This window comes from Shewanella sp. YLB-07, assembly GCF_009377275.1.
Window position 1 is genome coordinate 19,706 of the sequence record NZ_VOQB01000005.1, and the last position, 26,316, is coordinate 46,021.

The window sequence follows — 26,316 nt, forward strand, 5'->3', positions numbered from 1 at the left end:
TCTTGCTCCTAGATCTCGTTATGGGGCTAGTGTAACCTTAGTTGTGGCTTGAGTCGATGAAATCACCCGCTGCCACTCGGATATAAAATAGGTGCGTCTATCCCACATCGATATCCCATAAATCAGATAGAACCAGTTTGCTAAAGTTCAACCTCATGCTATAACAAGTGCTGAACTTGGGCGTCCCGGCCTTCAAACAGATCGGTGAAATCCGTTTCTAACAGGCGTTTCACCGCCGGATGTTGGATCATACGCTCGGCAAACATCACATGATATACCTCTTTGATGTCGGTGGTTTCACCTAACAGATGCATATCATGGGACAAGATATCTTGTTTGTAGATAGAAGGAGCCACGAAGATCCCCTGCTTGAAATATCCGAAGGCCTTCATCATGGCCGCGTCATCGAACTCGCCAAGAATATTGACGTTGAGTCCATTTTCATCGAACCAGTGGTGCAGTTGTTGGCCGAGGGAAGTTCGCTTCCCAGGAATGAGTAACTTACCTTGCTCTAAACACTCGGGAAACGGCTTGTCATACTTCTCAGCGGAGAAGAAAGCTATGCCACACTCGCCTAATTTCTTAGATAAGATCTCAGGATATTTAAGCGACTCACCTGCACAATCAGATAAGATCATATCCAGCTTATGCTCTCTTAAGCGTGTCATCAGGCTTTCGTGTGTCGCCTCGAAGCAGGCCAGATGCATGGAGCCATCACTGGGTACAACAGAGAGTAAGACTCTACTCGCCAAGGCTTTAGATAAGGCATCTGCAATGCCCACCTCAAACAGAATATTCTCATCTTTTTGGTAGTTGAGTAGATCCAGCATCTCATAGCTAAGACTAAACATCTTATCGGCATAACGAAATACCAATTCTCCAAGCTCGGTAGGCTCGAGGGAGCGACCGACTCGTTTAAATAGACTCCCCTTAAAACGTGTTTCCAGAACCCTTATCTGCCCCGTCACAGTTTGCGGCGCGAGGCACAAAGCCTCGGCAGCCTTAGCTACCGAACCCTTTTTATGTACCATCCAAAAATAGTAGAGATGGTTATAGTTCAGATGTGACATATATCATCTAACCCGAAGTCGGACCCGTTAATAGTGATTACTCCAAATATACTTACTTGAGTCTCTGACAATCCATCAGGCTATACATCACGGTCTTCAGTGACTCGACATTCTGAATCGTTCCGGCGGAGAAGGCTTCTGCTAGTCCATTGACTAACACATGTCTATCCGGAATACGGCTCTCACAATAAGTACGGTTAGCCTCTTGAAAGCGTTTACCGCTTCTATATTTGAGTGCCCTGGACTCGTAGCTATCAGTTTCAAGACGCGCCCCGGTTGCATTAGGCTTATACATCATGGCGCCATCGACGACGCCTTCGAGATAGTGCTGACATGTAACACTCGCGATATCCTGGTTACAGGCCTGTAATTGCTCGGCCTGAGCTGTAGCTGCGAAACCTAGACTAAGTACAGATGCTAGAAAGATGACTCTCATAATGTGTTCTCCATAACCAATTATCTTATTATTTAGCGTTATTCGCTGCTGTTTTGGGTAACACTTTATCTAACCAGAAATAACCTATGACAGCAGACAGCAGTGACCCGACTAAGATGCCCAACCTGGCAAAATCACCATAAGCGGCCCCCTCTCCTACAAATGCCAGAGATGAGATAAACATAGACATGGTAAAACCGATACCACACATCACGGCAACTGGGGCAATATGTCTCCAGCCCATACCTTCAGGAAGAACAGCCCATTTAAGCTTTACCGCAATATAGCTGAAAAACAGGACACCCAGAGGCTTACCTAACAGCAGGCCTAAGGCAATACCTACTGGCACCGGAGAAAATAGCGCATCTAAACTCATCCCACCTAAATTTACACCCGCATTGGCGAAGGCAAAGATTGGCAAGATGATGAAGGTACTCCAAGGGTGTAGGCTATGCTCCAGACTCTCGGATGGAGAGCTGCCATCTTTCGCCCTGAGCGGGATACAGAAAGCGATGATCACACCCGCCAGTGTCGCGTGTACACCTGACTTTAGTACGGCTATCCAGAGGATCATACCCAGGACTCCATATGGGCCTAAAGCTGTGACCCCTCGTTGATTTAAACCGATTAAACCTAATATCGCGATAGCAGCAACCACCAAACTCACCATAGACAAGTCAGTGCTATAGAAGAGTGCAATAATCACCACAACACCCAGGTCATCGATAATCGCTAACGCGAGTAGGAAAACTTTCAACGCCACAGGGACTCGGCTGCCTAATAGCGCCATGATCCCCAATGCAAAAGCGATATCTGTCGCGGCAGGAATCGCCCAACCGGCTTGAGTGATAGGGTCGCCATAGTTAAATAGCAGATAAACACCGGCTGGAAAGGCCATACCACCAATAGCGGCGAACGTTGGCAGAGATGCCTGCGCCCTGCTCGAGAGGGCCCCTTCGAGCAACTCGCGTTTGACTTCTAAGCCAATCAACATGAAGAAGATCGCCATCAAGCCATCATTAATCCAATGTATCAGCGTCTTATCAATATCCAGGCTACCGACTCTGATCTGCATCTCGGTATCTAAAAAACCTTGATATATACCAGACAGAGGCGAGTTTGCCATCAGCATGGCCAGCAAAACCGCTACCATGAGCAGGATCCCACCCGCCGATTCTTGGCTTAAAAAATTCTTTATCGCCTTTTCCATAATACGCTCCAATAAAACTTAATGACTTGAGTGTAGCCGAATACATTTACATTGAATATTCGCTTCCATCTGCTATATACATCGGAAATTCCGAGCTTTCGAGTGTAACCAGTGAATGACTAGTTATCAAGAGTGCAATTAATCGGCGTTAAAAAATACACAAGAGAAACAATGTAGTGATGCTAATGACATCTGCATCAGCGCAAGAATATGCTGAGGATTTATGCATAGAAAACGTATAACGAGTACAGAACAGAGGATGAATCTACACTCGTTAACTCTGAAAATTCAGTGAATTAAGACTAAATTAAGCCAAGCGGCCTATTACACTGAGAAAGGGTACTTGATGGCATCATGGTGTTGATAATTTGATACTTCGAAGTCATCCATGGTCACCCAGGTCTCAAGATCTTCGAGGGATTTGATGTCTGGATTGATAGACAAGGAAGCTGGCCCGAAGGGCTCTCTTTTCAACTGTACATCGCGCATCAGATCCAATTGATCTTCATAAATGTGAGCATTGACAATTTTATGGTAAGCCTGGCCCGGTTTTTTACCGGTAATTTGCGCAATTAATACCAGAAGAGTGAACACCTGAACCTGATTAAAATTCAATCCCAGAGGCACATCACAAGAACGCTGAAAACTATTGAGATATAATGTGTCCCCTAACAGGGAAAAATTATGGGTGTGCATACACGGGCGTAAACAACCCATATGAAATTCACCAGGATTATAGAAACTGAGGATCTCTCCGCGATCATCGACCCCTTTCTTGAGGTTATCGACAATTTTCTTCAGCTGATCTATGCTGCCACCATCAGGTTTACTCCACGCCCTTCCCTGAACGCCATATACACGACCCATGTCATCCTCTCCTTTACGATGAGGATTATTCAACCAGGCCAAGTTCTCATTGGCATTAGCATCCCAGGTCTTAGCACCCAGTTTACGAAAGTCGGCAGCATTATCAAAGCCACGAATATACCCCAGCATCTCGGCGATCGCCGCTTTCCAAAAACTTTTACGGGTAGTAATTAAAGGGAACTCATTCTTCTCTACGTTATAAACAAGATCGGCATTGATGACAGTGAGACACCTTTTACCGGTACGTTCATTTTCGATCCAGGTGCCTTCATCGATGATCCGATTACAAAGTTCTAAATATTGTTTCATTGCGATTGACCTTAATCTGGCACACTAAAAAATTTATTATCGGTACTAAACACCCCGATAAAACACCCCACGACTTGTGAGTATTACTCGGTGATATCTAAGCTAAACTCAAACTATTGCTAGCTTCAATCCGACCACGACTAGCAGGAGCGCAAAAATCCTCCTCAATATCTTAGTCGGCCAGATGCTCGCCGCTTTCACACCTAAGGGAGCGATCAAGACTGATATCATCACGATACCTAATAGGGCTGGCAGATACACATAACCTAAGGTCCACTCCGGCAAACCCGACACGTTCCAGCCCGAAAGTACGTAACTGACACTGCCAAAGAGCGCGATAAACACCCCGGATGCGGAGGAGAAGCCTATGGCATTTCTCATCTGTAATCCACACCAACTCAGGAAGGGGATAAGTAAAACCCCACCGCCGATCCCCATCAATGCCGCGATAATAGCAATAACGGCCGATACAGCAAATAATATCGGCATCGAAGGCATCTGTTTGTCAACAAGGCTCACTCGATAGGGAAAAATCATCTGAGCAGCCATACAGATCACAAACACGGCGAAACTTGTCTGCAATAGATTGGCGCTAAGGTAACTTGAAATAAAGCCTGCGCTTAAGGAGCCCAAAATGAGTCCAGGCAATACAGACTTAAGCAGAGGCCAGGGAATATTACCTTGCTTGTGATGAGCGAGAGCCGAAGACATGGAGGTTAAGATAATGGCGGCTAAGGAGGTCGCGATGGCAACATGGGGAAGAACGGCCCCATCGAAACCAACCGATGGCAACAGATACAGGAGTACAGGAACGGCAACTATGCCACCACCTATGCCTAACAAACCCGCCATGAAACCTATCACACCACCAAGAAGCAGACAGCTTAAGAAAAGCAACAATAGACTATCCATTAGTTAAGGATGGCGCCAAGCTCTCTGGACTCAAAGTACTCTCTCACCAACTCCCTCACCTCTTGACCACTACTCAGCGTCAAAGCCATCTCGAGTAACTCGCTCAGATCGGAATGAGACACACGGCGCAGCAGATAGTTAATCCGAGCCAGGCTGCCCTGATTCATACTCAGCTGATCATAACCCATAGCCACCAGCAGTATGACTCCGATAGGCTCACCCGCCAGTTCACCGCAAACACTCACAGGAAGATGGTACTGCCAACAATCGAATCTGGCCCGCTTCAGAGCCCTGAGGATCCCCGGGTGATAACAATCATAGAGAGTGCTCACCCTAGGGTTATTTCTATCTACAGCCAACATATATTGAGTCAGGTCGTTAGAGCCAACAGAGACAAAATCAACCCTTCTGGCCACTTCAGCCAGTTGATACAATAAGGCAGGAACTTCAATCATGATGCCGATTTTAGGTCTAAAAATATCTTTGCCCAGATCACTTTTTAACTCAAAGTACGCCTGTTCCAGATAAGTGATAGCCTGATCTATTTCATCTAAACTACTGACCATGGGCAAGAGAATATGTAACTGGTCACTATCGGCTCCCGCTTGAATCATGGCTCTGAGTTGTACTAAGAAAAGCTCGGGATGATCCAAAGATAATCTTATTCCCCGCCAGCCCAAAAATGGGTTTTCCTCATTGATAGGAAAATAGGCTAACGGCTTATCTCCGCCAACATCGAGTGTCCTCATCACGACAGGCTTACCGCATGCGATTTCAAGCACCTGACGATATACTTTCACCTGCTCGGATTCACTGGGAAACCTTTGGTGCAACATAAACGGAATTTCGGTTCTGTATAAACCGACGCCGTCAGATCCTTCTGCAATCTCAGACTCTAAGCTGCTCAGTAGACCCGCATTTAGATAGAGATGTATTCGTTTACCATCTATGGTTTCAGCTGGCAGGTTTAATTCTTGAGCATATCTGTTCTGTAAAGCTTTTTCAGCCGAGATCAGATTTCTGTATTCGGCGATAAGAGCGGGGGCTGGTGAAACCAGTAGTTGTCCTCGGTTAGCATTGATGATCAATAACTTCTTATCGATACCTGCGGTGAGTACCCCTTCTACGCCTATGATGGCAGGGACCCCTAATGCACGAGCTAAAATCGCGGCATGGGAATTAACACCGCCCTGCTCTGTCACTATGCCGACCAACTTGTGACGCGGGAACTCGGCTAACATGGTCGCATCGGCTTCTTTAGTGACTAATATCACCGGCACATCGGGCTCGAAACCCATTCTTTCAGGCTCAATAAGCAGACGTAGTACCCGTAGACCAAGATCACGAATATCTCCGGCTCGCTCCTTAAGATAGAGATCTTTCATTTGGGTAAACTCTTCTATATAACGCAAAGAGACCCGACTCACAGCGGAAACGGCGCTCCAGCCCTCTCCTACCTCCTTGATATATTCGCCACCCAGACTGGCGTTATCGAGCAGTAACTGCAAAGCCGAAAATATAGAGACAACTTCATGATCTTCTTCTTGCTCGAAGCGCTGAGACAAGGATGAAAGCGTGTCTTTACACGCTTCTATGGCAATGTTCAAACGAACCACTTCAGCCTTGCTGTCGGTCACTTTTACTTCAGGCTGGGCTAATTCTATCTGACCGCCTATGACCAAAGCATGTGCTATAGCAATGCCGTTTGCTGCAGAAGTTCCCGTAAAGTGCAATAGGTCTGGTGCTTCGGCTTTCTTTCGCAGGTTTCTTATCGCCATAGCGAGCTGAGCCGCCAATGTCATTAAGAACGCTTCTTCCCCCTCACTGAACAGACGGGTATCGGCTTGCTGAACCACCAAAACACCTAAAATTCGTTTCTGATAGATGATAGGGGCTGCGAGGAATGCCCGAAAGCTTGCCTCCTCGGCTTCTTCAAACTGCTTAAATCTAGGATGCTGCTGTGCATCGGCTAGATTAATCGGCTCTTCTCGCTCGGCAACCAGGCCAACCAAACCTTCTGAGAGTGACATTTTCACTTGGCCTACAGCACTTTGCAATAAGCCATCTGTTGCAGAGAGCACCAGTTGCTCATCCTCTAACAGATATATAGAACAGCACTGAGTTGTCATCGCGGTTTTAGTACGAGAAACGAGCATATCTAAAGCTGAGTGGAGATCTTGCGCCGCTGCCACCGCTTGTGTGATATCTCTTAGCATCTTAAGCAATTAGTCACTCCCTATTACACAACTCAATTATTTTCTATTCTATTTAAGGCTTAAGGCCAGATTGTTTATACAAGCGTTAACGCCGCCTGTTTCTTCTTTTATTACTGTGATTATTACCGTAATGAGATTCTCGCGATTGAAACGGCAGTGCCGTCGGCGCAAATTCCTTCATCGCTTTTCTATATACATCCCGCTTAAAGGACACGACTTGCCTAACGGGGTACCAGTAACTCACCCAACGCCAGTCATCGAACTCGGGGTGACCACAAGCATTGAGATTGATTGCACTCTCACCACTTTTCAACTGGAGTAAAAACCACTTTTGTTTCTGCCCAATGCAGACAGGTTTGCTATCTTGTCGAATCAAACGTTTAGGTAATCTGTAACGCAACCAGGAGCGAGTCGACGTTAAAATCTGAACATGTTCAGGTTTTAACCCCACTTCTTCATAAAGCTCTCTATACATCGCCTCTTCAGGAGTTTCACCTTCATCAACTCCCCCTTGAGGAAATTGCCAGGAATGTTGGCCAAACCTTCTGGCCCACATTACCTGCCCAAAGCGATTACAGATAATGATGCCCACATTTGCGCGAAAGCCGTCACTATCAATCACATGGACTCCGTATTTTACAATTTCAATCTCACGATTGTTTCACAAAGCCGAGGCTGCGGCAAATGACATGTAGCAGATTAACTTTGGATAAAAAAGCTAAATAACCACTTTTATCAACAGAAACCGATAACCAATAGCAATGATATCCACAAATTCTGTGGATATCTCTGTTCTTAACTTATATATAGGCCTTAAACAGTCAAAAAAAAAGCAGGTTGAAATGTGTATTACCATTTAACCAAAAGGCAATTTAAACAAAACTATCAATCACTTAAACACAAAAAAATCTAACCAACTCTATACAAGCCCCTTAACGGTCTATTTTTTAACCATAGTAGGTTTTTGAATAACTCATAGGAACATTTTATTAGTTTATTCACAGGCCATGGTAAAAGTCGGCTCATTATGGAGAAAAATAGATGAATTTATTGTTTGGCAAGCAGTATTCTCCGACTTGGTTGACTAAAAAATTGAGTTATCCAATGAATCTGTGGATAAGTATGTTGGAAAAGTAGGGGCAAGAATAATGTAATCTTCAAATTGATTGACTACGTCGGTCAACACGGGGAAATATATCATTTTTTTTAGTGACTTAAGTGAAGGTGGTGAACAATAGTTATTAACACCTCCCAATTGGTACATTTAATGACCAGATATTTAAACTAACTGGTATTATCTAATATCTTAGGTAAAATCCTTTAAATGAAAACAACGCCTCCTTCCCCCCAAACTATAGAAGAACTGATGCAACGAGCCAACAGCATGGCTGGCCTGACTCTAGGCCAAGTTGCCGATTCTCACGGATTCACGACTCCAACCGATCTTAAAAGAGATAAGGGCTGGGTGGGTCAGCTGATCGAATATGAACTCGGGGCACTTGCAGGTTCAAGACCGGAGCAGGATTTTCTGCATCTAGGTGTAGAGTTAAAAACGATCCCCATCGATGACAAGGGTAAACCGATAGAGACCACTTATGTGACTGTTGCCCCCTTGGTCGGTATACAAGGCCTGACTTGGGAAAAAAGTATTGTCTATCATAAGTTGCAGACAGTGCTCTGGGTTCCCGTACAAGGAAGCCGTAACATTCCGGTAGCCCAAAGACAGATAGGTACTCCCATTTTATGGTCTCCAACACCAGATGAACTCGCCCTGCTGAAGCAAGATTGGGAAGAGATAATGGAGTTCATTGCCATGGGACAGGTACAACAGCTCACCGCCAGACATGGCGAAGTACTACAACTTAGGCCAAAGGGAGCAAATAGTCGCTCAGTAACCCAGAGTATCGGTAAAGACGGGTCAAAGAGATTGACCAACCCTAGAGGCTTTTATCTTAAAATTCCCTTCACACAATCGATCCTTTCGCGTTTTTTTAACTGAATATCAACCGATATCATCTTCATTTGACCAAGATCACAAATACTACTGGAAATCATAGGGTCATTTTCTATAGACTAGCGCCTCCTGAACCAATAGACCTACGTTAGGAACATTCAAATACCGTGAGAGCACGTATACAAGCAAAAAAACTTATTTTTGCGATTTCCGCCTGGGGAATAGCCATGGCGGCCTTTGTGTTTTTCAGGTATGCCCAAGCTCCGGACCTTCCTCAATGGGCGATAGGAACTGCAGATCTCGCCACACTCGCTATTTATATGGGGATCATATTCGGTAGCCTACATTGGATGTCGAACCTGATTGCCGACTTCAGTGCAATCAACAGACTGCCATACATATTCTCTGTTATTTTTAAAGGCCTGTTCCTGCTGCTTGGTGCGACGACACTTGCTTATATGACCCAATTTTTGAACATGTGGGCCATAGAAAACCATATGTCGACATTGAGGCAGATGTTGACTGCACATATTCTTTACAGCCCATCGTTCCAAGCGTTAATCGTCTATCTCGTTGTCGTCAGAGTCAGTTTAGCCTTTATCGAACAGATGGCACTTCTGGTCGGCCCCAGAGTATTGCTTAATATTGGCCTGGGTAAATACCATAAACCCAGATATGAACAGAGATTATTTCTTTATTTAGACATGGTTGCCTCAACGACTCATGCCGAGTCTTTAGGTGACTATCGTTTTAGCCGCTTGATTCAAGATAGCTTTAGCTTACTTTCTGACACAGTAGTTAACAATGAAGCCGAGATTTACCGATATATGGGCGATGCAGTCCTGATCCATTGGCCCTTAGAATACGGAGTTCAGAAAGACCGTAGCTTTAATATCTACTATGAATTCAGCCAGCAGCTTAAATGGCAACGACAATATTTTGAAGAGCAATATGGATTCGTGCCTAAATTTAAGGCTGCGGCTCATTGTGGTCAGGTTGTGGCTGCTGTGGTTGGCGTACAGAAGCAAGAGATAAGTTTCTTCAGTGATGTATTAAATACTCTGGCCAGACTACAAGATCAATGTAATCCTTTAGGGCAAAGAATGTTGATATCGGGCTCTCTCGCGTCCCGAGTAGATATGGATTCCAGCCAATATGAGATTAACAGCTTAGGACCCATCAAACTCAAAGGTAAACAGCACTCTACAGAAGTATTCAGCGTCGTACCTAAATCCGATAAAGCTTAAGGATAAACAAGAGTAGCGCCATCAAGCAATCCTGCCAGATGGCGATATAGTTTAGTTATCTTTCTGTTCTAATATATTTTGAATCGCCAAGCCCAAGGTTCTAAAGGTTAATATTCGACTCGATGTCTGACGCCAAACCAGACCAATCTCTCTGTATGGGGCTTCACCCGGAGGCTGCATCACTCTCAATTCAGTATCATTTAATATCCCGGCATCGATTGCCATCTGAGGCAGAAAAGTCGTTCCAAGCTTACTGTTCACCATCTGCACTAAGGTATGCAGACTCGTTGCGGCGAACGGATTGACCTTAGCACTATTAGCAAGCTCACAGGCGCTCACGGCATGACCGGTAATACAGTGCTCAGCCTGTAGCAAAAAAATGCTTTGATCGGGCAGAGATTCATAATCCAGGGGTTCATGTATGACATCCGTCAGCTCCTCGTGAACAACAAGCTTAAACGGGTCTATCCCCACCTTCATACTATGAAAACCACTGGTATCCACAGGTAGAGCCAGCAGTAACAGGTCTAACTCGCCCTTTCCCAAGGCATCCAATAAACGCTCTGTGGTATCCTCTTTCAAGAATAACGTTAAATCAGCATAGGTACTCTGGCAATGCTTAACCACCTTACTCAACAAGAAGGGCGCTATGGTTGGAATACACCCGAGTCGGATATCTCCGGTCATAGGCTCGCCCTGGTGTTTCACAAGTTCTACCAGATCGTCCACATCGGTCAGTAATTTCCTCGAACGCTGAACGACTTCCTCTCCAATGGCTGTGAAGATAAATGACTTATGATCACGCTCAATCAACTGATGACCGAGTTGTTCTTCTAAATTTTGAATACCACTCGAAAGCGTTGATTGGCTGACATGACACACCTTCGCAGCTCTATTGAAATTCTGTTCTTGATGCAAATTAACCAAATAGAATAGGTTTTTCAAACTGGGTAAATGTTTCATAAAATCGATTACCAACAACAATATTTATCCAAAAATTCAATTTAACTTTACCACATAGGCCAAGTAAAGCGACTAAGCTTCACCTCTAATATGTGAACAAAATCTACTTAACCCATTAAAAATTGGCCAATATGTGATGCCATCTGTCGATATGGTGGTGAAGAGTTCGTTATCTTAATGCCTAATACCCATATACAGGGAGCGGCACATGTTGCCCATCAGCTCAGCATAGCCATAAGCAGCAAGCCCATTCTAACGCCCAGGGGCAATATAGGTGTCACCATAAGCCAAGGTGTAGCCAGCGTTTCGCACCAGACAGATTTTGAAGAAACGAAGCTATTGAGCTTAGCGGATAAAGCCCTGTATCGAGCTAAAAGCTTAGGTCGTGATAGATTTGAACTCGCAACATTGAAGCCTTGCATCGTTAAAGAGCAAGCCTGAATACACTCAATAACTCATCAAGAGCCTTGTGTAGTTTGAACTGAACAAATAAAAAGCCCCGATGACCCAAGCTGTATCTTGGGTCATCGGGGCTTTCTTTACCCCATGCTTTAGCAAGAGGTAGGAATTCTTATTTAATAATTAAGCTTTAGATTCTAAGTATTGCTTAAGCTCGGCCAAATCTTGGCTAGCATGATCGACGATGGCTTGTAACCAGACATCATGTTCAGTAGCCCAGGCAGCCTCTTCGCCGTGCTGGAGTAACTGAGCAAATTGCTGTATTCGCTTTAGACCGACAGAACCCGCAGCCCCTTTAAATTTATGAGCTTCAGAGCATAATGTATCTTTATCTTGCGCTTCTTTGGCATTAACCAGGTTGCCCACATACTCTGGCATTAGTTGCTCAAATAACACGACACTTTTCAATAAGGTACCTGCACCGATAGCGCTACAGTATTGTTCTAGTGTATTAAGATCCAAAATTGATTCTATTTCAGCTGTTGCCATCTTCAGGCACCTCTCAAAAATTTTGACTATATTAAAGACTATTTACCACATAATACCCGCTATAATTGCTGGTGCAACTAATTGAGTGATATGTCAGTAAAAACTGATACTTTTTAACCATTCATTAACTGTTTATTAATTGAATCTGTTATTTAACTGCAATATCTTTGGCTCTAGAACGAGTTTATCTTAAAATTCAAATAACTCCCTTGCTCTCCCTTGGCTTTCAAATCATTCACAATCGCGACCAAGCCATCCCAACGAAATGCACACCAGTCAGGGGCTAATAACATGGGTTTCTTAGCGTAAGCAGTAACACGGTGAAATATAATATTTTTGGGTGTATACCGGATCAATTCTCCGACACTATAGGCATATTTTTCCATGGTTAGCAGTGACATGCGATCATTTCGCCATGCTTTGGCCATAGTACTGCCTTCGACAATATGTAGAGGGTGTAATTTAAGGCCATCGACGCCGGCACTGAGCACTGCTTCGAGAGAAGATAAGTAGTCTTGATGACTTTCACCGGGTAGCCCAAGAATAAGGTGGGTGCAAACTTTAAGCCCTTTTGCCCTGGCTCTTAGTACGGTATCGCGGTAGTCATTATATGTGTGCCCTCTGTTGATCCGCTTAAGGGTCTTATCATTCGCCGACTGCAAACCGAGTTCGAGCCAGACCTCTATTCCTTGGTTTTGATAACCCAGGAGTAAATCTATGACTTCATCAGACACGCAATCTGGTCGAGTACCTACGCAAAGCCCCACAATATCGGGATCCCTGATGGCTTCATCATACTTAGCTTTCAGGACTCGATACTCATCATATGTACTGGTATAAGCTTGAAAGTAAGCGATATATTTCGAAGCTTTCCCCCTAGCCCTTTCACGGCCTAGCTTGAGTTGCTCCTGTATGGAGAGCTCAGTGCCATGTTCAAAGCTAAAAGAAGCCACATTACAATAGGTACATCCGCCTTTGCCTAAGGTGCCATCCCGATTAGGGCAAGTAAATTTCGCATCTATGGTTAATTTTTTAAGCTTTTCACCATATTGCTTCTTGCAAGCAACACCAAAGGTATTGACGTAATGATCCAGTCCCACTCTTTACTCTAATTATCTAGGAAAACAATCACAATATTTTAATCCATCCTCCCATCGCAAACATCGCGTTATATCAAACTCTTGACAGTCGAAAGTTTTACTCTCAGGCGTTCAATTCGGCTCAGATTAATGAGATCCAGATCAAAACCAGGCTAAACAGTGTTACTTAAATCACTAGCCATGCATAAATAATCACACGTAAGATTCAAGAATAATTCATTGCAGATGCAAAAAAAATCACTTTTAATAAAATAATATGTGAACTTCAGTTTGTTACCACTTAGTAAATTAACATTCAACACAAAGCTAAAATTCTTTTTATTCATAACGTTATACAGCAACTTTAACAGTTAACGTAAACGTAAACGCATTATTAAACCTGTATCTAACAGGCGTTAACAACCATATTTTATGCAATAATTTGGTTTGACCTTTGCACTATCAAGGGTTAATTTGAATGGTTCGGGTGCATATATATAACAAGAATTTCCCCGAGTAGTATTTTAGTTATAGTTTATGGAGTCGTGTATGAGCTTATATCACCCCAGTTTTGAGCGAGACAATTGTGGTTTTGGCCTAATAGCCCAAATGGACGGTGAACCCAGCCACCGAATAGTAAGAACAGCAATCCAGGGGTTGGATCGCATGAAACACCGTGGTGGTGTTGCATCTGACGGTCGTACTGGTGATGGCTGTGGGTTACTCATGCAAATGCCCGTTAAGTTTTTTGAAGCCGTTGCCGCAGAAAATGATTGGCATCTGAGCCGTAAATTTGCGGTAGGCATGTTCTTCCTCAATCAAGATGACAAATTAGCCCAGCAAGCCCAACAGCTTCTTGAGCGCGAGCTAGAAAAAGAAACCTTAAGTGTTGCCGGTTGGAGAAAAGTCCCCGTCAACCCTGAGGTGTTAGGGCCTATCGGTAAGACGAGTCAGCCACAAATTTACCAGGCATTGATTAACTCTCCCATTGGTTGGCGGGAGAAGGATTTAGAACGTCGTCTTTATATGGCCAGACGCCGCCTAGAGCAGCAACTGACTCACGATGATGAATTTTATGTTGCCAGCCTCTCCGGTCAAGTTATCGTCTATAAAGGCTTGATGATGCCCGCGGATCTACCCGAATTTTATCTCGACTTAGCCGATATCCGCCTCCAAAGCTCTATCTGTCTATTCCACCAGAGATTTTCCACTAATACTTCACCTAAATGGCCGTTGGCTCAGCCTTTTAGATACCTGGCCCATAACGGTGAAATCAATACCATAACCTGTAACCGTCAATGGGCACGTGCACGTGCCTACAAGTTCAATGCGCCTCTCTTACCTGATCTTCAGCAAGCGGCCCCTTTCGTCAATGAAACGGGATCAGACTCATCTTCCCTGGATAACATGCTCGAAATGTTACTCGCTGGCGGTATGGACCTATATAGAGCCATGCGCCTGTTGATCCCACCAGCATGGCAAAGTAACCCTGAAATGGATGAAGAGCTCAAAGCCTTCTACGACTTCAATTCCATGCATATGGAGCCTTGGGATGGTCCAGCAGGGATAGTGATGACAAACGGCAGACATGTGGCCTGTGCGGTCGATCGCAATGGCCTGCGTCCATCACGCTATGTGATAACCAAAGATAGAATACTCACTCTGGCCTCCGAGGTCGGAATATGGGACTACGCTCCAGACGAAGTCGTCGAAAAAGGTCGAGTCGGCCCTGGCGAGCTACTGGTGCTAGATACACTTAATGGTCAGCTGTATTCTTCATTCGAGATAGATAACGACCTTAAACGTCGCCACCCATACAAAGAATGGATGGCTAAAAACAGTCGGACCCTAACGCCTGCCGAAGATTTGCCCAATGAGGCACAGGGAGTGAGTGAGTTTAGCGATGATCAACTGCTGCAATACCACAAGCAATTTGGCTATTCTCGGGAAGAGTTGCAAGATGTCATCTGGGTACTCGCACAGAAAGGAGAAGAGGCCACGGGTTCTATGGGTGACGATACGCCAATGGCCGTGCTGTCGAAGAAATCTCGTACTATATACGACTATTTCAGACAAAAATTCGCCCAAGTTACTAACCCTCCGATCGATCCATTGAGAGAAAAGCACGTGATGTCTCTCACCACATGCGTCGGCAGGGAGCAGAACTTATTTAATGAGACCACGGGGCATGCCTATCGTGTCATGTTTAACTCACCAGTTTTACTTTACAGTGATTTCAATCAGCTCATGGCCTTGGACTCTATGTATTATCGTGCCAACACCATAGATCTAAACTATGACTTGAGTGAAGGATTAGAGAAAGCCATCACTCGAGTCTGTGACGAATCCGAGAGACTGGCCAGAACAGGGACCACTCTACTCATCTTATCCGACAGAGCCACCGACAAGTCTAAACAGGTTATTCCAGCTGCCATGGCCGTAGGAGCCATACAGTATGTACTCGTCAACAAGAGTCTACGTTGTGACACCAATATCGTGGTTGAAACAGCGACGACGAGAGACCCGCATCATTTTGCCGTGCTGCTCGGATTCGGTGCCACAGCCATCTACCCCTATCTGGCCTATGAATCTATCTGCGCACTAGCGAAGAAGAGCGATATTGCCGACACACGTAGATTGATGCTCAATTTCCGCCAGGGTATCGATAAAGGTCTGAGAAAGATCATGTCGAAAATGGGCATCAGCACAGTGGCTTCATACCGTTGTAGTCAACAATTTGAGGCCATAGGCCTGGCAAGCGATGTTGTTAACCTCTGTTTCAATGGGGTGATTAGCCGTATCGAAGGGGCCAGCTTTGACCTACTTGAGCAAGATCAGGTCAAGCTTCATAAAGTTGCTTTCCAGGCACACCAACCACTCAGCCAAGGTGGATTATTGAAGTATGTCGAAGGGGGCGAGTATCACAGCTTCAACCCGGATGTAGTCAACACGCTTCAGGCTTGCTTGAAAGACAAAGATTACCCCACTTATAAGCGCTTCACTGAGCTAGTAGACAAGCGTCCGGTAGCGACACTGAGAGATCTCATCGAAGTTAAGGGAGAGCTGCCAGCGGTGGCATTAGACAGTGTCGAGTCGGCCACTAACTTATATACAAGATTTGACAGTGCGGCCATGAGCATTGGCGCACTCAGCCCTGAGGCACACGAAGCGCTCGCCGTAGCGATGAATCGACTCGGCGGTCGTTCTAACTCGGGTGAAGGCGGAGAAGATCCACGCCGCTTCAACACCGAAGGTAACTCCAAGATCAAGCAAATAGCGTCGGGGCGCTTCGGTGTCACCGCCCATTATTTGGTTAATGCCGAAGTGTTACAGATCAAGGTAGCCCAAGGGGCAAAACCCGGTGAAGGCGGTCAGCTACCCGGTGATAAGGTGAGTGTTGAGATCGCGGGTCTGCGTAATGCCAAACCCGGAGTGACATTAATATCGCCACCACCGCATCATGATATTTACTCGATTGAAGACTTAGCCCAGCTAATTTTCGATCTTAAACAGATTAATCCTACGGCGCTGATCTCGGTTAAGTTGGTTTCAGAGCCTGGTGTTGGCACCATAGCCACTGGCGTGGCCAAGGCTTACGCCGATATGATCACCATCTCAGGTTACGATGGCGGTACCGGTGCCAGCCCAATAACCTCAGTTAAATATGCGGGCAGCCCGTGGGAACTAGGACTTGCCGAAGTGCATCAGTCTCTGGTGAAGAACGGCTTGCGTCATAAGATCCGCCTTCAGGTCGATGGGGGCTTAAAGTCGGGCAGAGACGTCATCAAGGCAGCCTTATTAGGAGCGGAAAGCTTCGGTTTCGGTACTGTGCCTATGATAGCCCTGGGATGTAAATACCTGCGTATTTGTCACCTCAACAATTGTGCAACAGGCATAGCAACCCAGAATAAGCAACTCAGAAACGAGCATTATCATGGCCTTCCCGAGCGTGTGATGACCTATTTTGAGTTCGTTGCCAGAGAAATTCGCGAAGAGATGGCGGCCTTAGGCGTCACCGAGTTTGAACAACTCGTGGGTCGTAGCGACTGGTTATATGCACTGAGCGGTGACACTCCTAAGCAAAATGGTCTCGACTTAAGCGCCATCTTGTACACACCTGAGGTCCCTGAGGGCAGCGCTGTTACCTGGAAAGAGCTCAACCCGACCTCAGATATCGGTAAGCTAAACCAAGAGATCTTAGCCAAATGCAAAGACGCCGTTGAGCAAGGCGAGTCAATATCCGCTCGCTTCGAGATTGGCAATATCGACCGCTCCGTTGGTGCTGCATTGTCGGGATTCGTGGCCACTACTGTGGGTAAAGAGGGAACAAAATCCCCCATTAACCTGCAGTTTCATGGCAGCGCGGGTCAGAGCTTCGGTGTTTGGAACAGCCCGGGCATAGAGTTAACTATCTGTGGTGATGCCAACGACTATGTCGGTAAAGGCATGTCAGGCGGTAAGATCACCATACATCCCCCTCTGGGTAGCAACTTCCAGAGCGAGCGCTCATCTATCATAGGTAACACTTGTCTCTATGGCGCTTCTGGCGGCAAGTTATTTGCGTCTGGAATTGCAGGGGAACGTTTCGCGGTCAGAAACTCAGGAGCACTTGCAGTCGTTGAAGGTCTGGGCGATAACGGTTGTGAATATATGACTGGCGGAATTGTCCTGGTATTGGGTAAAACAGGGGTTAACTTTGGCGCCGGAATGACTGGTGGTTTCGCCTATGTATTCGACCGTTTTGGCCGTTTTAACCGAAGAGTGAATACCGAGTCGGTCGATACTCAAAAACTCGACTCACCCATACATCAGCAGCATCTGAAGGGGCTAATTGAAGAACACCTGGCAGAAACGGGCAGTGAACACGCGAAAATGCTGTTGAATGATTTCGAAAATTGGCTCGACTGCTTCGTGTTAGTCAAACCTAAGAATGTCCTTGTCTCGGATCTATTGAGACTCGAGCAGCAACAACCTGAACTAAAAGTGATCGCGGGGTAAATAATAAGATGAACAATAACTTTAAATTTATCGTGATTATGCATGAGAAAACAGAATTAGACGTTGAAGGTACAGCGGGGGAAATAACGCTATGAGCAATGATTTTCAATTTATCGAAGTCGATCGTATCGATCCGGTAAAGCACCCTGTAAAGAAGCGTGCCACTCAATTTATTGAGATTTATCAGCCGTTCGCTCAGAGCCAGGTAAAAGAGCAATCGGACCGTTGTCTCGATTGTGGTAACCCTTATTGTGAATGGAAATGTCCGCTGCACAACTATATCCCAAACTGGCTGAAACTGGCTAAAGAGGGACGCATAATGGAAGCGGCAGATCTGGTGCATGAGACTAATACCTTGCCTGAGATTTGTGGTCGAGTCTGCCCACAGGACAGATTATGTGAGGGCGCCTGTACGCTCAACGAAGAGTTTGGCGCCGTGACTATCGGCAACGTAGAAAAGTACATCACAGATACCGCAATCGGACAGGGCTGGCGCCCCGACTTGAGTAAAGTCGTGGCCAGAAAAGAGCGAGTCGCCATTGTCGGAGCCGGACCGGCAGGACTTGGCTGCGCCGACATTCTCGCCCGTAACGGTGTTCAAGCTGTAGTATTCGACAAGAACCCTGAGATTGGCGGCCTGCTCACCTATGGTATCCCGGCATTTAAGCTGGATAAAGCTGTGATGGCGACTCGCCGCACAGTAATGCAAGGCATGGGGATCGAATTCAAACTGGGTGTAACCATAGGCAAGGACCTGCCATTCGACGACTTAATCAATGACTATGACGCCGTATTTATAGGTATGGGAACCTACACAGCCATGAAGGCGGGTTTGCCCGGTGAAGATGCCCAAGGCGTTCATCAGGCGCTGCCTTACCTGATCGGCAATACCCATCACATCATGGGTACCCAAGATACCGAGTCACCTTACCTGAGCCTCGAAGGCAAGAGGGTCGTGGTACTAGGCGGTGGCGACACCGCCATGGATTGTGTCCGCACCGCTATTCGTCAGGGGGCCAAAGAGGTCACTTGTGCCTATCGCCGTGATGAAGCCAACATGCCGGGTTCTCGCCGCGAGGTGCAAAATGCTAAAGAGGAAGGCGTCAACTTCCTCTTCAACAGACAGCCTGTATCTATCGAAACCCAAGATGGACAAGTGATCGGCATCACCTGCGCTGAAACCCAGATGGGTGCAGCCGATGCCAGTGGACGCCGCCGCGCCAAGGTGATGGAGGGCAGTGAAGCCTTACTCGAAGCCGATGCCATCATCATCGCCTTTGGTTTCCAACCCAGTCCTGCTAGCTGGCTCAAAGATCATAATGTTGACCTTGACCAGTGGGGACGCGTAGTGGCACCGAAAGCTGCCGATAATCCATTCCAAACGACAAACCCTAAGGTGTTCGCCGGTGGTGATATGGTGCGCGGTTCAGACTTAGTCGTGACAGCGATCGCCGAAGGGCGAGATGCGGCACTGGGTATTCTCAATACCTTTGAGTGATGACAAACAATATAGGTCAATGATCTGATCCTTATTGGTTTTATGCCGATAGGGATCAGAAACGCTTTACTTGTGATTTGCACATCGATTGATGTGCTTTTTTTTGCCCATCAAAAAGTAATTCCGGTTAACAAGTTATGTTATATTGGCGCCATCAAATTCGGCTTAATACATTTACGGTTACTCAATGAAAATCGGTATTAGTTAGCCTCCATCAAATTTTGCTTAACACATATTTAAGGTTACTCAATGAAAATCGGTATTATCGGCGCTATGGAGCCAGAAGTTGTTCATCTTATCGCTGCTATGTCGTCTACAGAATCACAGACGATCGCGGGCATCGAGTTCATCGCAGGTACACTAGATGGTACCGAGGTGATAGTCACCCGCTCCGGCATAGGAAAAGTCGCCGCCAGTATTGCCACAACCTTACTTATCGAAAAATATGCTCCCGATGCCGTGATCAATACTGGCTCAGCCGGTGGTTTCGTCGATGAACTGGCTATCGGTGATATTGTTATCTCCACAGAAGTCAGACACCATGATGTCGATGTCACCGCATTTGGCTATGAGATAGGCCAGATGGCCAGCCAACCCGCCGCTTTTGTTGCCGATGAGAAATTAATAATCGCCGCTAACAAGGCGGTTGCCAGTCTTGACGATGTAAAAGCCATCCAAGGTTTAATCTGTACTGGTGACAGCTTCATCTGCGATCCTGAGCGTACTAAGACCATGCTCAGCCATTTTCCGACCATGGCAGCTTGCGAAATGGAAGGTGCTGCTATAGCTCAAGTCTGCCACCAGTTTAAGGTGCCTTTTGTCGTCATTCGCTCACTGTCAGATAATGCCAATAATGACTCTCCGGTAGATTTTGACGCTTATTTAGTTAAAGCCGGCCACCAGTCAGCTTTAATGGTGATGGCTTTACTTAAACACTTATAAATACTACTGTTTATTACTAATGTTTTTTAGAGTTTAGTCATTACAAAAATCTAGCAAGGTCATTATCATGGTTCCAGAGTTTGCCCAGCAGCTGCTCAACGACAGTGTGTTTTATCAAGGAACCATGATCCTTCTTGTCAGCTTATTACTCTCCCGCCTAGCGTCACTGCCTAGAGAGTTTCAGCCCATAGTCTGGTTCGGCTTGCTTGCTAAAGAGTTGGCCAAAAAAGTGGCCCACAGTAACCGGTCACCCTCTCAACAAATCATAGCTGGTTCTATGGCGGCGATACTATTGATATTGCCTTTCTGGGCCATCATCTACTTCTTGTTACAACTCGCCGCTTTCCCCTGGTTTTTCGAATTTATCATTCTATATCTCTGCTTAAATGATGATAATTTTAAACAGGTCGCTGGCGAGGTGAGGCAAGCATTGAGTAGAGAAGATAAACCCCTCGCCAGACAGCTGCTCTCTCTGTGGTTATATCGGGATACAAAACAATTAAGCAGTGTTGGCATAAGCAAGGCGACCATAGAAAAATTGGTCACAACACCGGTTTACGGCACAGTTTCAACGATTTTATTTTTTAGTCTCGGTGGTGCACCTCTGGTACTCGCCACTCGAATGATAAAGAAACTTGAACTATGCTGGCCGGCGATTAACCCTAAATTTAAGCATTTTGGTCAACCGATTAACCTGCTGAGCGCCGCCTTATTTATCGTCCCTAGCTGGCTGTGGAATTTCACACTGGCGATTCAAGGTGGTCCTAAAAGCATACTTTTGCTTTTTAAGCCCTTATCTAATAAAGGCCCCCTCTATAACGGCATTAACACCTGTGCAATAGCCGCATCCGTACTCAAAGTTGAGCTGGGTGGGCCGATGAAATTTAACAATCACCGCGTCGAAGTCACCAAGCTGATTTATGGCCCTAAGCCTGATAGCCAGGCTATCTCAGCAGCGATAAAACTAGCCAGCACAGGCTATACACTTTGGCTCAGTTTTCTTATCCTGATCCCACTCATCTGGGCGGCACTACGCTATTTACAGACTTAGGGGGCTCTTCAGTCTAGACATATGCTTCTCCATAGGTATCATTCTCATTATCGGCTCAACACACTTCGACATAGGCTATAAGATTTGTTCGACAATATTCATGTATCTTTAACGACTCCCGCTTTGCTATTCCCGGCAATTTCCTTGTTGCTGCTGGCCTACACCAATCGATTCTTTGCCCTAGCGGCCCTGATCAGAAGCCTGAGCAGTGACGGCAAGCCAGTTCATAGTGAGCAGTTAAGAAACTTACGTCGGCGCATCAGTATCATCAGGCGCATGCAAGAGGCCGGAGTCATGAGTTTCGCCCTGTGTGTGCTCTGCATGATCTTCATCTATGTTGGACTCAATAAAACCGGCTCTTTTATCTTCGGCTCTAGTTTACTCTTACTACTTTATTCACTGCTGCTCTCAGTGATTGAGATCCGCATCTCTGTCGATGCCCTCAACCTTCACCTGAAAGAGATGGACGAATGATTGAGTGGATCTACTTCTTCGATCTCTGTGGCACCGCCGTTTTTGCCCTTTCGGGGGCGCTAGCCGCGGGGCGACACCGCATGGACCCTTTCGGAGTCATAGTACTCGCTTCGGTAACCGCCGTCGGTGGCGGTAGCATTCGGGATGCCCTTCTGGGAACGACTCCGGTATTTTGGATCCGTGATCCCAATTATATCGTCGTCATCTTGATCACTGTGCTATTGACCTTGATTCTAGTGCGAAGACCTAAGAAGGTCCCCCAACATACGTTGCCCATAGCCGATGCTCTGGGATTGGCTCTGTTTACCGTTATTGGCGCAGAGAAAGCACTGAGTCTCGAGCTAGGTGGCATGATAGCCGTAGTCATGGGCTTGATAACTGGCGTGGGAGGAGGCATGATTCGAGACTTATTATGCCGTCAGGTCCCCATGATATTGAGAACCGAGATCTATGCTACCGCATCTATCTTAGGTGGGATATGTTACAGCGTCAGCATCCACTTAGGTGTGGAGAATATGCATGCGATGCTAGTCTCCATGACTGTGGCGCTTTGCATCAGACTCGCTGCCATTAAATGGCACCTGTCTCTGCCCGCATTCGATTTGAAGAAAAACTTAAAGAATTAATTATGATGATCTCACGCTCTCTTTGCCTTGTTTTTGCTTTTATCTGCTTACCTTCGGTGGCCAACACCGGAGAGATGCCACTCGAACAGCAGCTAGCGGTGAAGTATATTCAGGCCGTCACAGATCACGATTACAAGGCATTAAATGCCTTCTATGACAGAGATAGCGTCTTCAAAGACAGAACCGCAAGCAAGACCTATACAGGCCGTAGGCACATCATTAGCTTTCTGAGACGTGCCCATCAGGGCGTACTCGAATACGGCTTTAATATCGAACATATGTTTAACTCAGGCTCCTTGGTTGTGATGATAGGCAGCTACCACTATAAGGGACCTGGTGCTCAGTTTGGTAAACCCGGTAAGATTATTGACTTGGCAATCCCAGGGGTCACGACAATTAAACTCGATATGGATAATCACAGGGTCGAGGAACACCAAGATCTGATGGATTATCAAACTATGGCCGATCAACTAGCGGTTCAATAGATTAAACGGCCATATGCCTTAGTCTTAGCTTTAGCCCTATTAAGTTCTGTTCTGCACAGTTTGGTTTTTCTTTCCCTTCATCCGTATTCCCCATCATTGAGATCCCCTTTCATCCCATCAGTGAACGTGTTTCAGATCGACATTTACCGGACTCCCCCGGTTCAGGTGGCCTTGTTAGGGGGATTTAATGCATTTTAAGGAAACCAGTCTGGGACGAAGTACAAAAGGTTCATAATAGAAAGCCACTCCGGGATAAAGAAGTTGTTTATAGCAATGAGATGACAATAATGGATAAGGTCATCATCACGGACACTAAATAGAAACTTAAGGATATACCACTAACCTCACTAAGCTAGAGCTGCATAAGCAAACGGAACAAGACCGTAAATATCAAATATCGCTCACCGAGTCGTGACTCAGTGGCACATGGGGAATGGAAAACTAGGAAGCATGGTAAAGAAAAGCGTCATATCTGGCGTAAGTTACACCTCGTAGTAGATGCGAATACGCATGAAGTCGTAGCAGGTGTAAAGGCAATAAACAAAGTCATAAGACTAGGAATGCCAGTTAAGAAACAGACTACCTAGTTAGCTCACATCCTTGGTGTTGCTGCATCTATAGTGAGGGGTTGAGCAACAACGTCCTTAAATAGTACTCAGTACAAAGACTGTCCCCTTGAGAAGCTCGGCAATACTCTTTAAACATGAACTTTATTACATACCAGACCATGCAGGTTGGCTCCATATGGTTGAAATTAACGACATGAGAATGATGACGAAAAAAAGAGAGAGCCAATCAGACTCTCTACTAGTTAACACTTGTGTGATCCGGAATATGGAATATGGAGATATCTTAAATCATTAATTCCAAGGTAAAACTTCGCACCACTATTAAAAAAGGGGATTATTCTTATCCTTTGTCAGTCTTAATTTTAGTGGAGTTTGCTTTGTGTGAGGCAGACCAATATCTAGCCTTAAATTTATCTTCTAGGATTAAATAGTTAGTTTGTTTTATTGGTTTCCCCAGGCATTTATCAGAATTCCTGATTTCTACTTCTTGAAATATTTCACCCATTTTTTCAGATAGTTCCTTCAACTTGATGCACTTGGATTCAGACATGTTTACATCTTTATTTTTTAGATTTTTTATCTCTCCCTGTAATTTTGTAAAATTTTTAAAAGTCTGAATAAGTTGATCGCCAGACATATATTTAGGGACTTGCCTTACAGATTTAATTGATTTATTCAACTTGTTAATTTGTTTATTTGTAACATGGCTTTCATCTTTTCTCTGATTAAGAATACTTCTTATATTAAAATTCATATAGTTAAAACCTAAGGTTAAGTTACATTATAAACAGGGGGAATTATGACTTCCCCCAATTACATACAGAACGAGCAATAAATAACGCTATCAGCCTGTTAAAAACGGCTTGTTTAAGAGAATAGTAAATAGAATGCTTGTTACCTAAAACTATTAGAAATATATTCTCGAACTCCCCTTATTTTAGGAAGGATCTCTGTATTTAAATGGCTCCGTTCTGCATTCATTCTGTTTTAAGCTTATATTATCACGCACTTAGCATTACGACGTCACGTGATTAATGCTGAAAACTCCTGTAAAGTTGGGTATGAAAGGAGTTTGAATTCTAGAAGTCTACCCTGCCCCGATTAGCTCACAGCTAGGTGAAACCACTAGTCAAAACTTGAATAATAAAAGATAAAGTTTTATTTAAGCACGCAATCAACATATATATGACCCTTTTGAATTAACATGATTTATTCTTATATTTATTTCATGTGTTTACGGGAGGAACATATCAATATACCTATCCCATGTATAAAAATATTTTTACTGTCGTATACCTAATTTCAACATTCACTTCAATGTGGCTTTCTCAGATAGATAGTTCAGACTCATAATTGGTATGATGATGCATTCAACTCATTCGACAGCCAGTAAAGGTTAACTATCCGCGACCCTATGAGTTCACTTAATAATACATACTTAGCAGTTTTTTATGTACGCCACAGTTTAACTTATACACTAAACAAGCCACCCGACCAGAACAAAGATGATGGAATATAACCCGCATTAGATTTGGAAACGGAAATTTAACGGGTCAAGGTTGAAAACCTACTACATTATAATAACTTACATATACAAAAAATAATGAGTGCTGCTGAACTATAAAACAGAGATGCTAGTTATTAAAACTAATTTTAATGTTTTGACTGAGAAACTATTAAAGGAAGGAAGTAATTAATTAATCTATATACCTTATGATATCCAAGATGACACTATTTACAACAAATCTCCTTTGAGAGGCTTGAGCGGTATGTGGTGAAATTTACTGGCCCCCCCCTTCGGAGAGCAGAGTTTGAAAACAGGCATGACTTTTCAGAGTTACTGTGAATGGGTTTAGAAACGGTTTAATCAATTGAAGCAAGATGCGACTTTTCATAGACTCAAGCACGCTAAAACTGTTCTGCACTCTGGATAAAACACTGTAATGATTGCAAATGAGTAACCTAAAAATGCATGCTTAATACCTTTCCTCCCCACTAGAATAAGAGATAGAGTCATAATGAACAACTAACCTAAAAGTCAGTTGACACAAGGGTTAAATGATTCATCAGAATACTCATGACTTGAGAAGCTCGATTGTTCATTATTCAAGCTCTGCTATATAATTGGCAGTAGACTAAAAATACTCTAGTAGAGTATCTAATTACTACATATTAACCAATGTGTTATCCATCAAACTAGCTCTCCCGCATTCCTTAACCGAATAACCAGGTTTTAGGGCTTGAGTCCAACGAAGAGAATAACGGAATGGCTAAGTTTGGCAGTTTTTTTCAGGATTAGTCTCGTGACGCTGATTGTTGGAAGTGGGATATTTCTCGATTATTGATTTCACCATCCATAATCAAGTTACTCAGATTGATTGGATCAGAATATAAATTCAAAAAAAGTACAAAGTATTCATTTAATTAAATAGTTTTCTCTTACTTATAATAACTTCCAACCA

Annotated in this window: 21 protein-coding genes and 1 pseudogene; 11 read left to right on the forward strand and 11 right to left on the reverse strand. The window is 44.8% G+C overall.

Annotated elements, in window-relative coordinates; translation table 11 throughout:
- Positions 1-158: 158 nt before the first annotated feature.
- The 7 genes from nhaR to rppH all read right to left on the reverse strand — a co-directional run bounded on the left by nhaR (position 159) and on the right by rppH (position 7,642).
- Entirely contained in the window at positions 159-1,070 is a 912-nt protein-coding gene (nhaR, locus tag FS373_RS12020) for a transcriptional activator NhaR (protein ID WP_144047729.1), read from the reverse strand.
- Between the two features lie 52 nt (positions 1,071-1,122).
- Positions 1,123-1,506 carry a hypothetical protein gene (locus FS373_RS12025; RefSeq protein WP_144047730.1) on the reverse strand — a complete coding sequence of 128 codons (384 nt, stop codon included), beginning with the start codon at positions 1,504-1,506 and terminating at the stop codon, positions 1,123-1,125.
- A gap of 28 nt (positions 1,507-1,534) precedes the next feature.
- Positions 1,535-2,716, reverse strand: a complete 1,182-nt coding sequence (gene nhaA / locus FS373_RS12030) for a Na+/H+ antiporter NhaA (protein ID WP_144047731.1) — start codon at positions 2,714-2,716, stop codon at positions 1,535-1,537.
- Between the two features lie 324 nt (positions 2,717-3,040).
- On the reverse strand, positions 3,041-3,892 hold the full coding sequence (locus FS373_RS12035; protein WP_144047732.1) for a thymidylate synthase: 852 nt from the start codon (positions 3,890-3,892) through the stop codon (positions 3,041-3,043).
- 108 nt (positions 3,893-4,000) lie between these two features.
- Entirely contained in the window at positions 4,001-4,804 is an 804-nt protein-coding gene (locus tag FS373_RS12040) for a sulfite exporter TauE/SafE family protein (RefSeq protein ID WP_144047733.1), read from the reverse strand.
- Positions 4,804-7,029, reverse strand: a complete 2,226-nt coding sequence (gene ptsP / locus FS373_RS12045) for a phosphoenolpyruvate--protein phosphotransferase (protein WP_144047734.1) — start codon at positions 7,027-7,029, stop codon at positions 4,804-4,806. Before ptsP ends, FS373_RS12040 begins: the two co-directional genes overlap by 1 nt.
- Before the next feature lie 76 nt (positions 7,030-7,105).
- Positions 7,106-7,642, reverse strand: a complete 537-nt coding sequence (gene rppH / locus FS373_RS12050; protein ID WP_144047735.1) for an RNA pyrophosphohydrolase — start codon at positions 7,640-7,642, stop codon at positions 7,106-7,108.
- A 702-nt stretch (positions 7,643-8,344) separates the two neighbouring features.
- Between rppH and mutH the strand changes: the two genes are divergently transcribed.
- Positions 8,345-9,019, forward strand: a complete 675-nt coding sequence (mutH, locus tag FS373_RS12055; RefSeq protein WP_152829536.1) for a DNA mismatch repair endonuclease MutH — start codon at positions 8,345-8,347, stop codon at positions 9,017-9,019.
- A gap of 122 nt (positions 9,020-9,141) precedes the next feature.
- Positions 9,142-10,221, forward strand: a complete 1,080-nt coding sequence (locus FS373_RS12060) for an adenylate/guanylate cyclase domain-containing protein (RefSeq protein ID WP_144047737.1) — start codon at positions 9,142-9,144, stop codon at positions 10,219-10,221.
- A 51-nt stretch (positions 10,222-10,272) separates the two neighbouring features.
- Here FS373_RS12060 and oxyR read toward each other — a convergent pair whose 3' ends face one another.
- Positions 10,273-11,184 carry a hydrogen peroxide-inducible genes transcriptional activator OxyR gene (gene oxyR, locus FS373_RS12065; protein WP_144047738.1) on the reverse strand — a complete coding sequence of 304 codons (912 nt, stop codon included), beginning with the start codon at positions 11,182-11,184 and terminating at the stop codon, positions 10,273-10,275.
- Positions 11,185-11,325: 141 nt separating this feature from the next.
- Here oxyR and FS373_RS12070 point away from each other — a divergent pair, with 141 nt between their 5' ends.
- Positions 11,326-11,625 (forward strand): GGDEF domain-containing protein, encoded by a 300-nt coding sequence (locus FS373_RS12070; RefSeq protein WP_322619503.1) that lies wholly within the window; start codon positions 11,326-11,328, stop codon positions 11,623-11,625.
- A gap of 141 nt (positions 11,626-11,766) precedes the next feature.
- On the opposite strand, the gene FS373_RS12075 is transcribed toward FS373_RS12070, so the two are convergent.
- Both FS373_RS12075 and FS373_RS12080 read right to left on the reverse strand, forming a co-directional pair.
- A complete protein-coding gene (locus FS373_RS12075) occupies positions 11,767-12,132 on the reverse strand; it encodes an Hpt domain-containing protein (RefSeq protein WP_005502146.1) in 366 nt (121 codons plus the stop codon).
- 173 nt (positions 12,133-12,305) lie between these two features.
- On the reverse strand, positions 12,306-13,232 hold the full coding sequence (locus FS373_RS12080) for a TIGR01212 family radical SAM protein (RefSeq protein ID WP_144047740.1): 927 nt from the start codon (positions 13,230-13,232) through the stop codon (positions 12,306-12,308).
- A gap of 528 nt (positions 13,233-13,760) precedes the next feature.
- Here FS373_RS12080 and gltB point away from each other — a divergent pair.
- The 8 genes and pseudogenes from gltB to FS373_RS31965 form a co-directional block, all read left to right on the forward strand.
- Entirely contained in the window at positions 13,761-18,209 is a 4,449-nt protein-coding gene (gene gltB, locus FS373_RS12085; protein ID WP_152829538.1) for a glutamate synthase large subunit, read from the forward strand.
- 91 nt (positions 18,210-18,300) lie between these two features.
- Positions 18,301-19,707 carry an FAD-dependent oxidoreductase gene (locus FS373_RS12090; RefSeq protein ID WP_152829539.1) on the forward strand — a complete coding sequence of 469 codons (1,407 nt, stop codon included), beginning with the start codon at positions 18,301-18,303 and terminating at the stop codon, positions 19,705-19,707.
- Positions 19,708-19,956: 249 nt separating this feature from the next.
- Positions 19,957-20,649 (forward strand): 5'-methylthioadenosine/S-adenosylhomocysteine nucleosidase, encoded by a 693-nt coding sequence (mtnN, locus tag FS373_RS12095; RefSeq protein ID WP_144047742.1) that lies wholly within the window; start codon positions 19,957-19,959, stop codon positions 20,647-20,649.
- 67 nt (positions 20,650-20,716) lie between these two features.
- Positions 20,717-21,700: a cobalamin biosynthesis protein CobD/CbiB gene (locus tag FS373_RS12100; protein ID WP_144047743.1), complete on the forward strand. Its 984-nt coding sequence runs from the start codon at positions 20,717-20,719 to the stop codon at positions 21,698-21,700.
- 96 nt (positions 21,701-21,796) lie between these two features.
- Positions 21,797-22,174 carry a DUF2721 domain-containing protein gene (locus FS373_RS12105; protein WP_144049080.1) on the forward strand — a complete coding sequence of 126 codons (378 nt, stop codon included), beginning with the start codon at positions 21,797-21,799 and terminating at the stop codon, positions 22,172-22,174.
- On the forward strand, positions 22,171-22,800 hold the full coding sequence (locus FS373_RS12110) for a trimeric intracellular cation channel family protein (protein WP_144047744.1): 630 nt from the start codon (positions 22,171-22,173) through the stop codon (positions 22,798-22,800). The genes FS373_RS12105 and FS373_RS12110 overlap by 4 nt, the downstream gene beginning before the upstream one ends.
- Positions 22,801-22,802: 2 nt before the next feature.
- Complete coding sequence (locus tag FS373_RS12115; protein ID WP_144047745.1) at positions 22,803-23,285, forward strand: nuclear transport factor 2 family protein; 483 nt, start codon at positions 22,803-22,805, stop codon at positions 23,283-23,285.
- 356 nt (positions 23,286-23,641) lie between these two features.
- Positions 23,642-23,833 (forward strand): annotated as a pseudogene (locus FS373_RS31965) (IS5/IS1182 family transposase); the annotation flags it as partial.
- A 361-nt stretch (positions 23,834-24,194) separates the two neighbouring features.
- Here the strand turns inward: FS373_RS31965 and FS373_RS12125 are convergent.
- Positions 24,195-24,608 carry a hypothetical protein gene (locus FS373_RS12125; protein ID WP_077752769.1) on the reverse strand — a complete coding sequence of 138 codons (414 nt, stop codon included), beginning with the start codon at positions 24,606-24,608 and terminating at the stop codon, positions 24,195-24,197.
- Between the last annotated feature and the right edge of the window lie 1,708 nt (positions 24,609-26,316).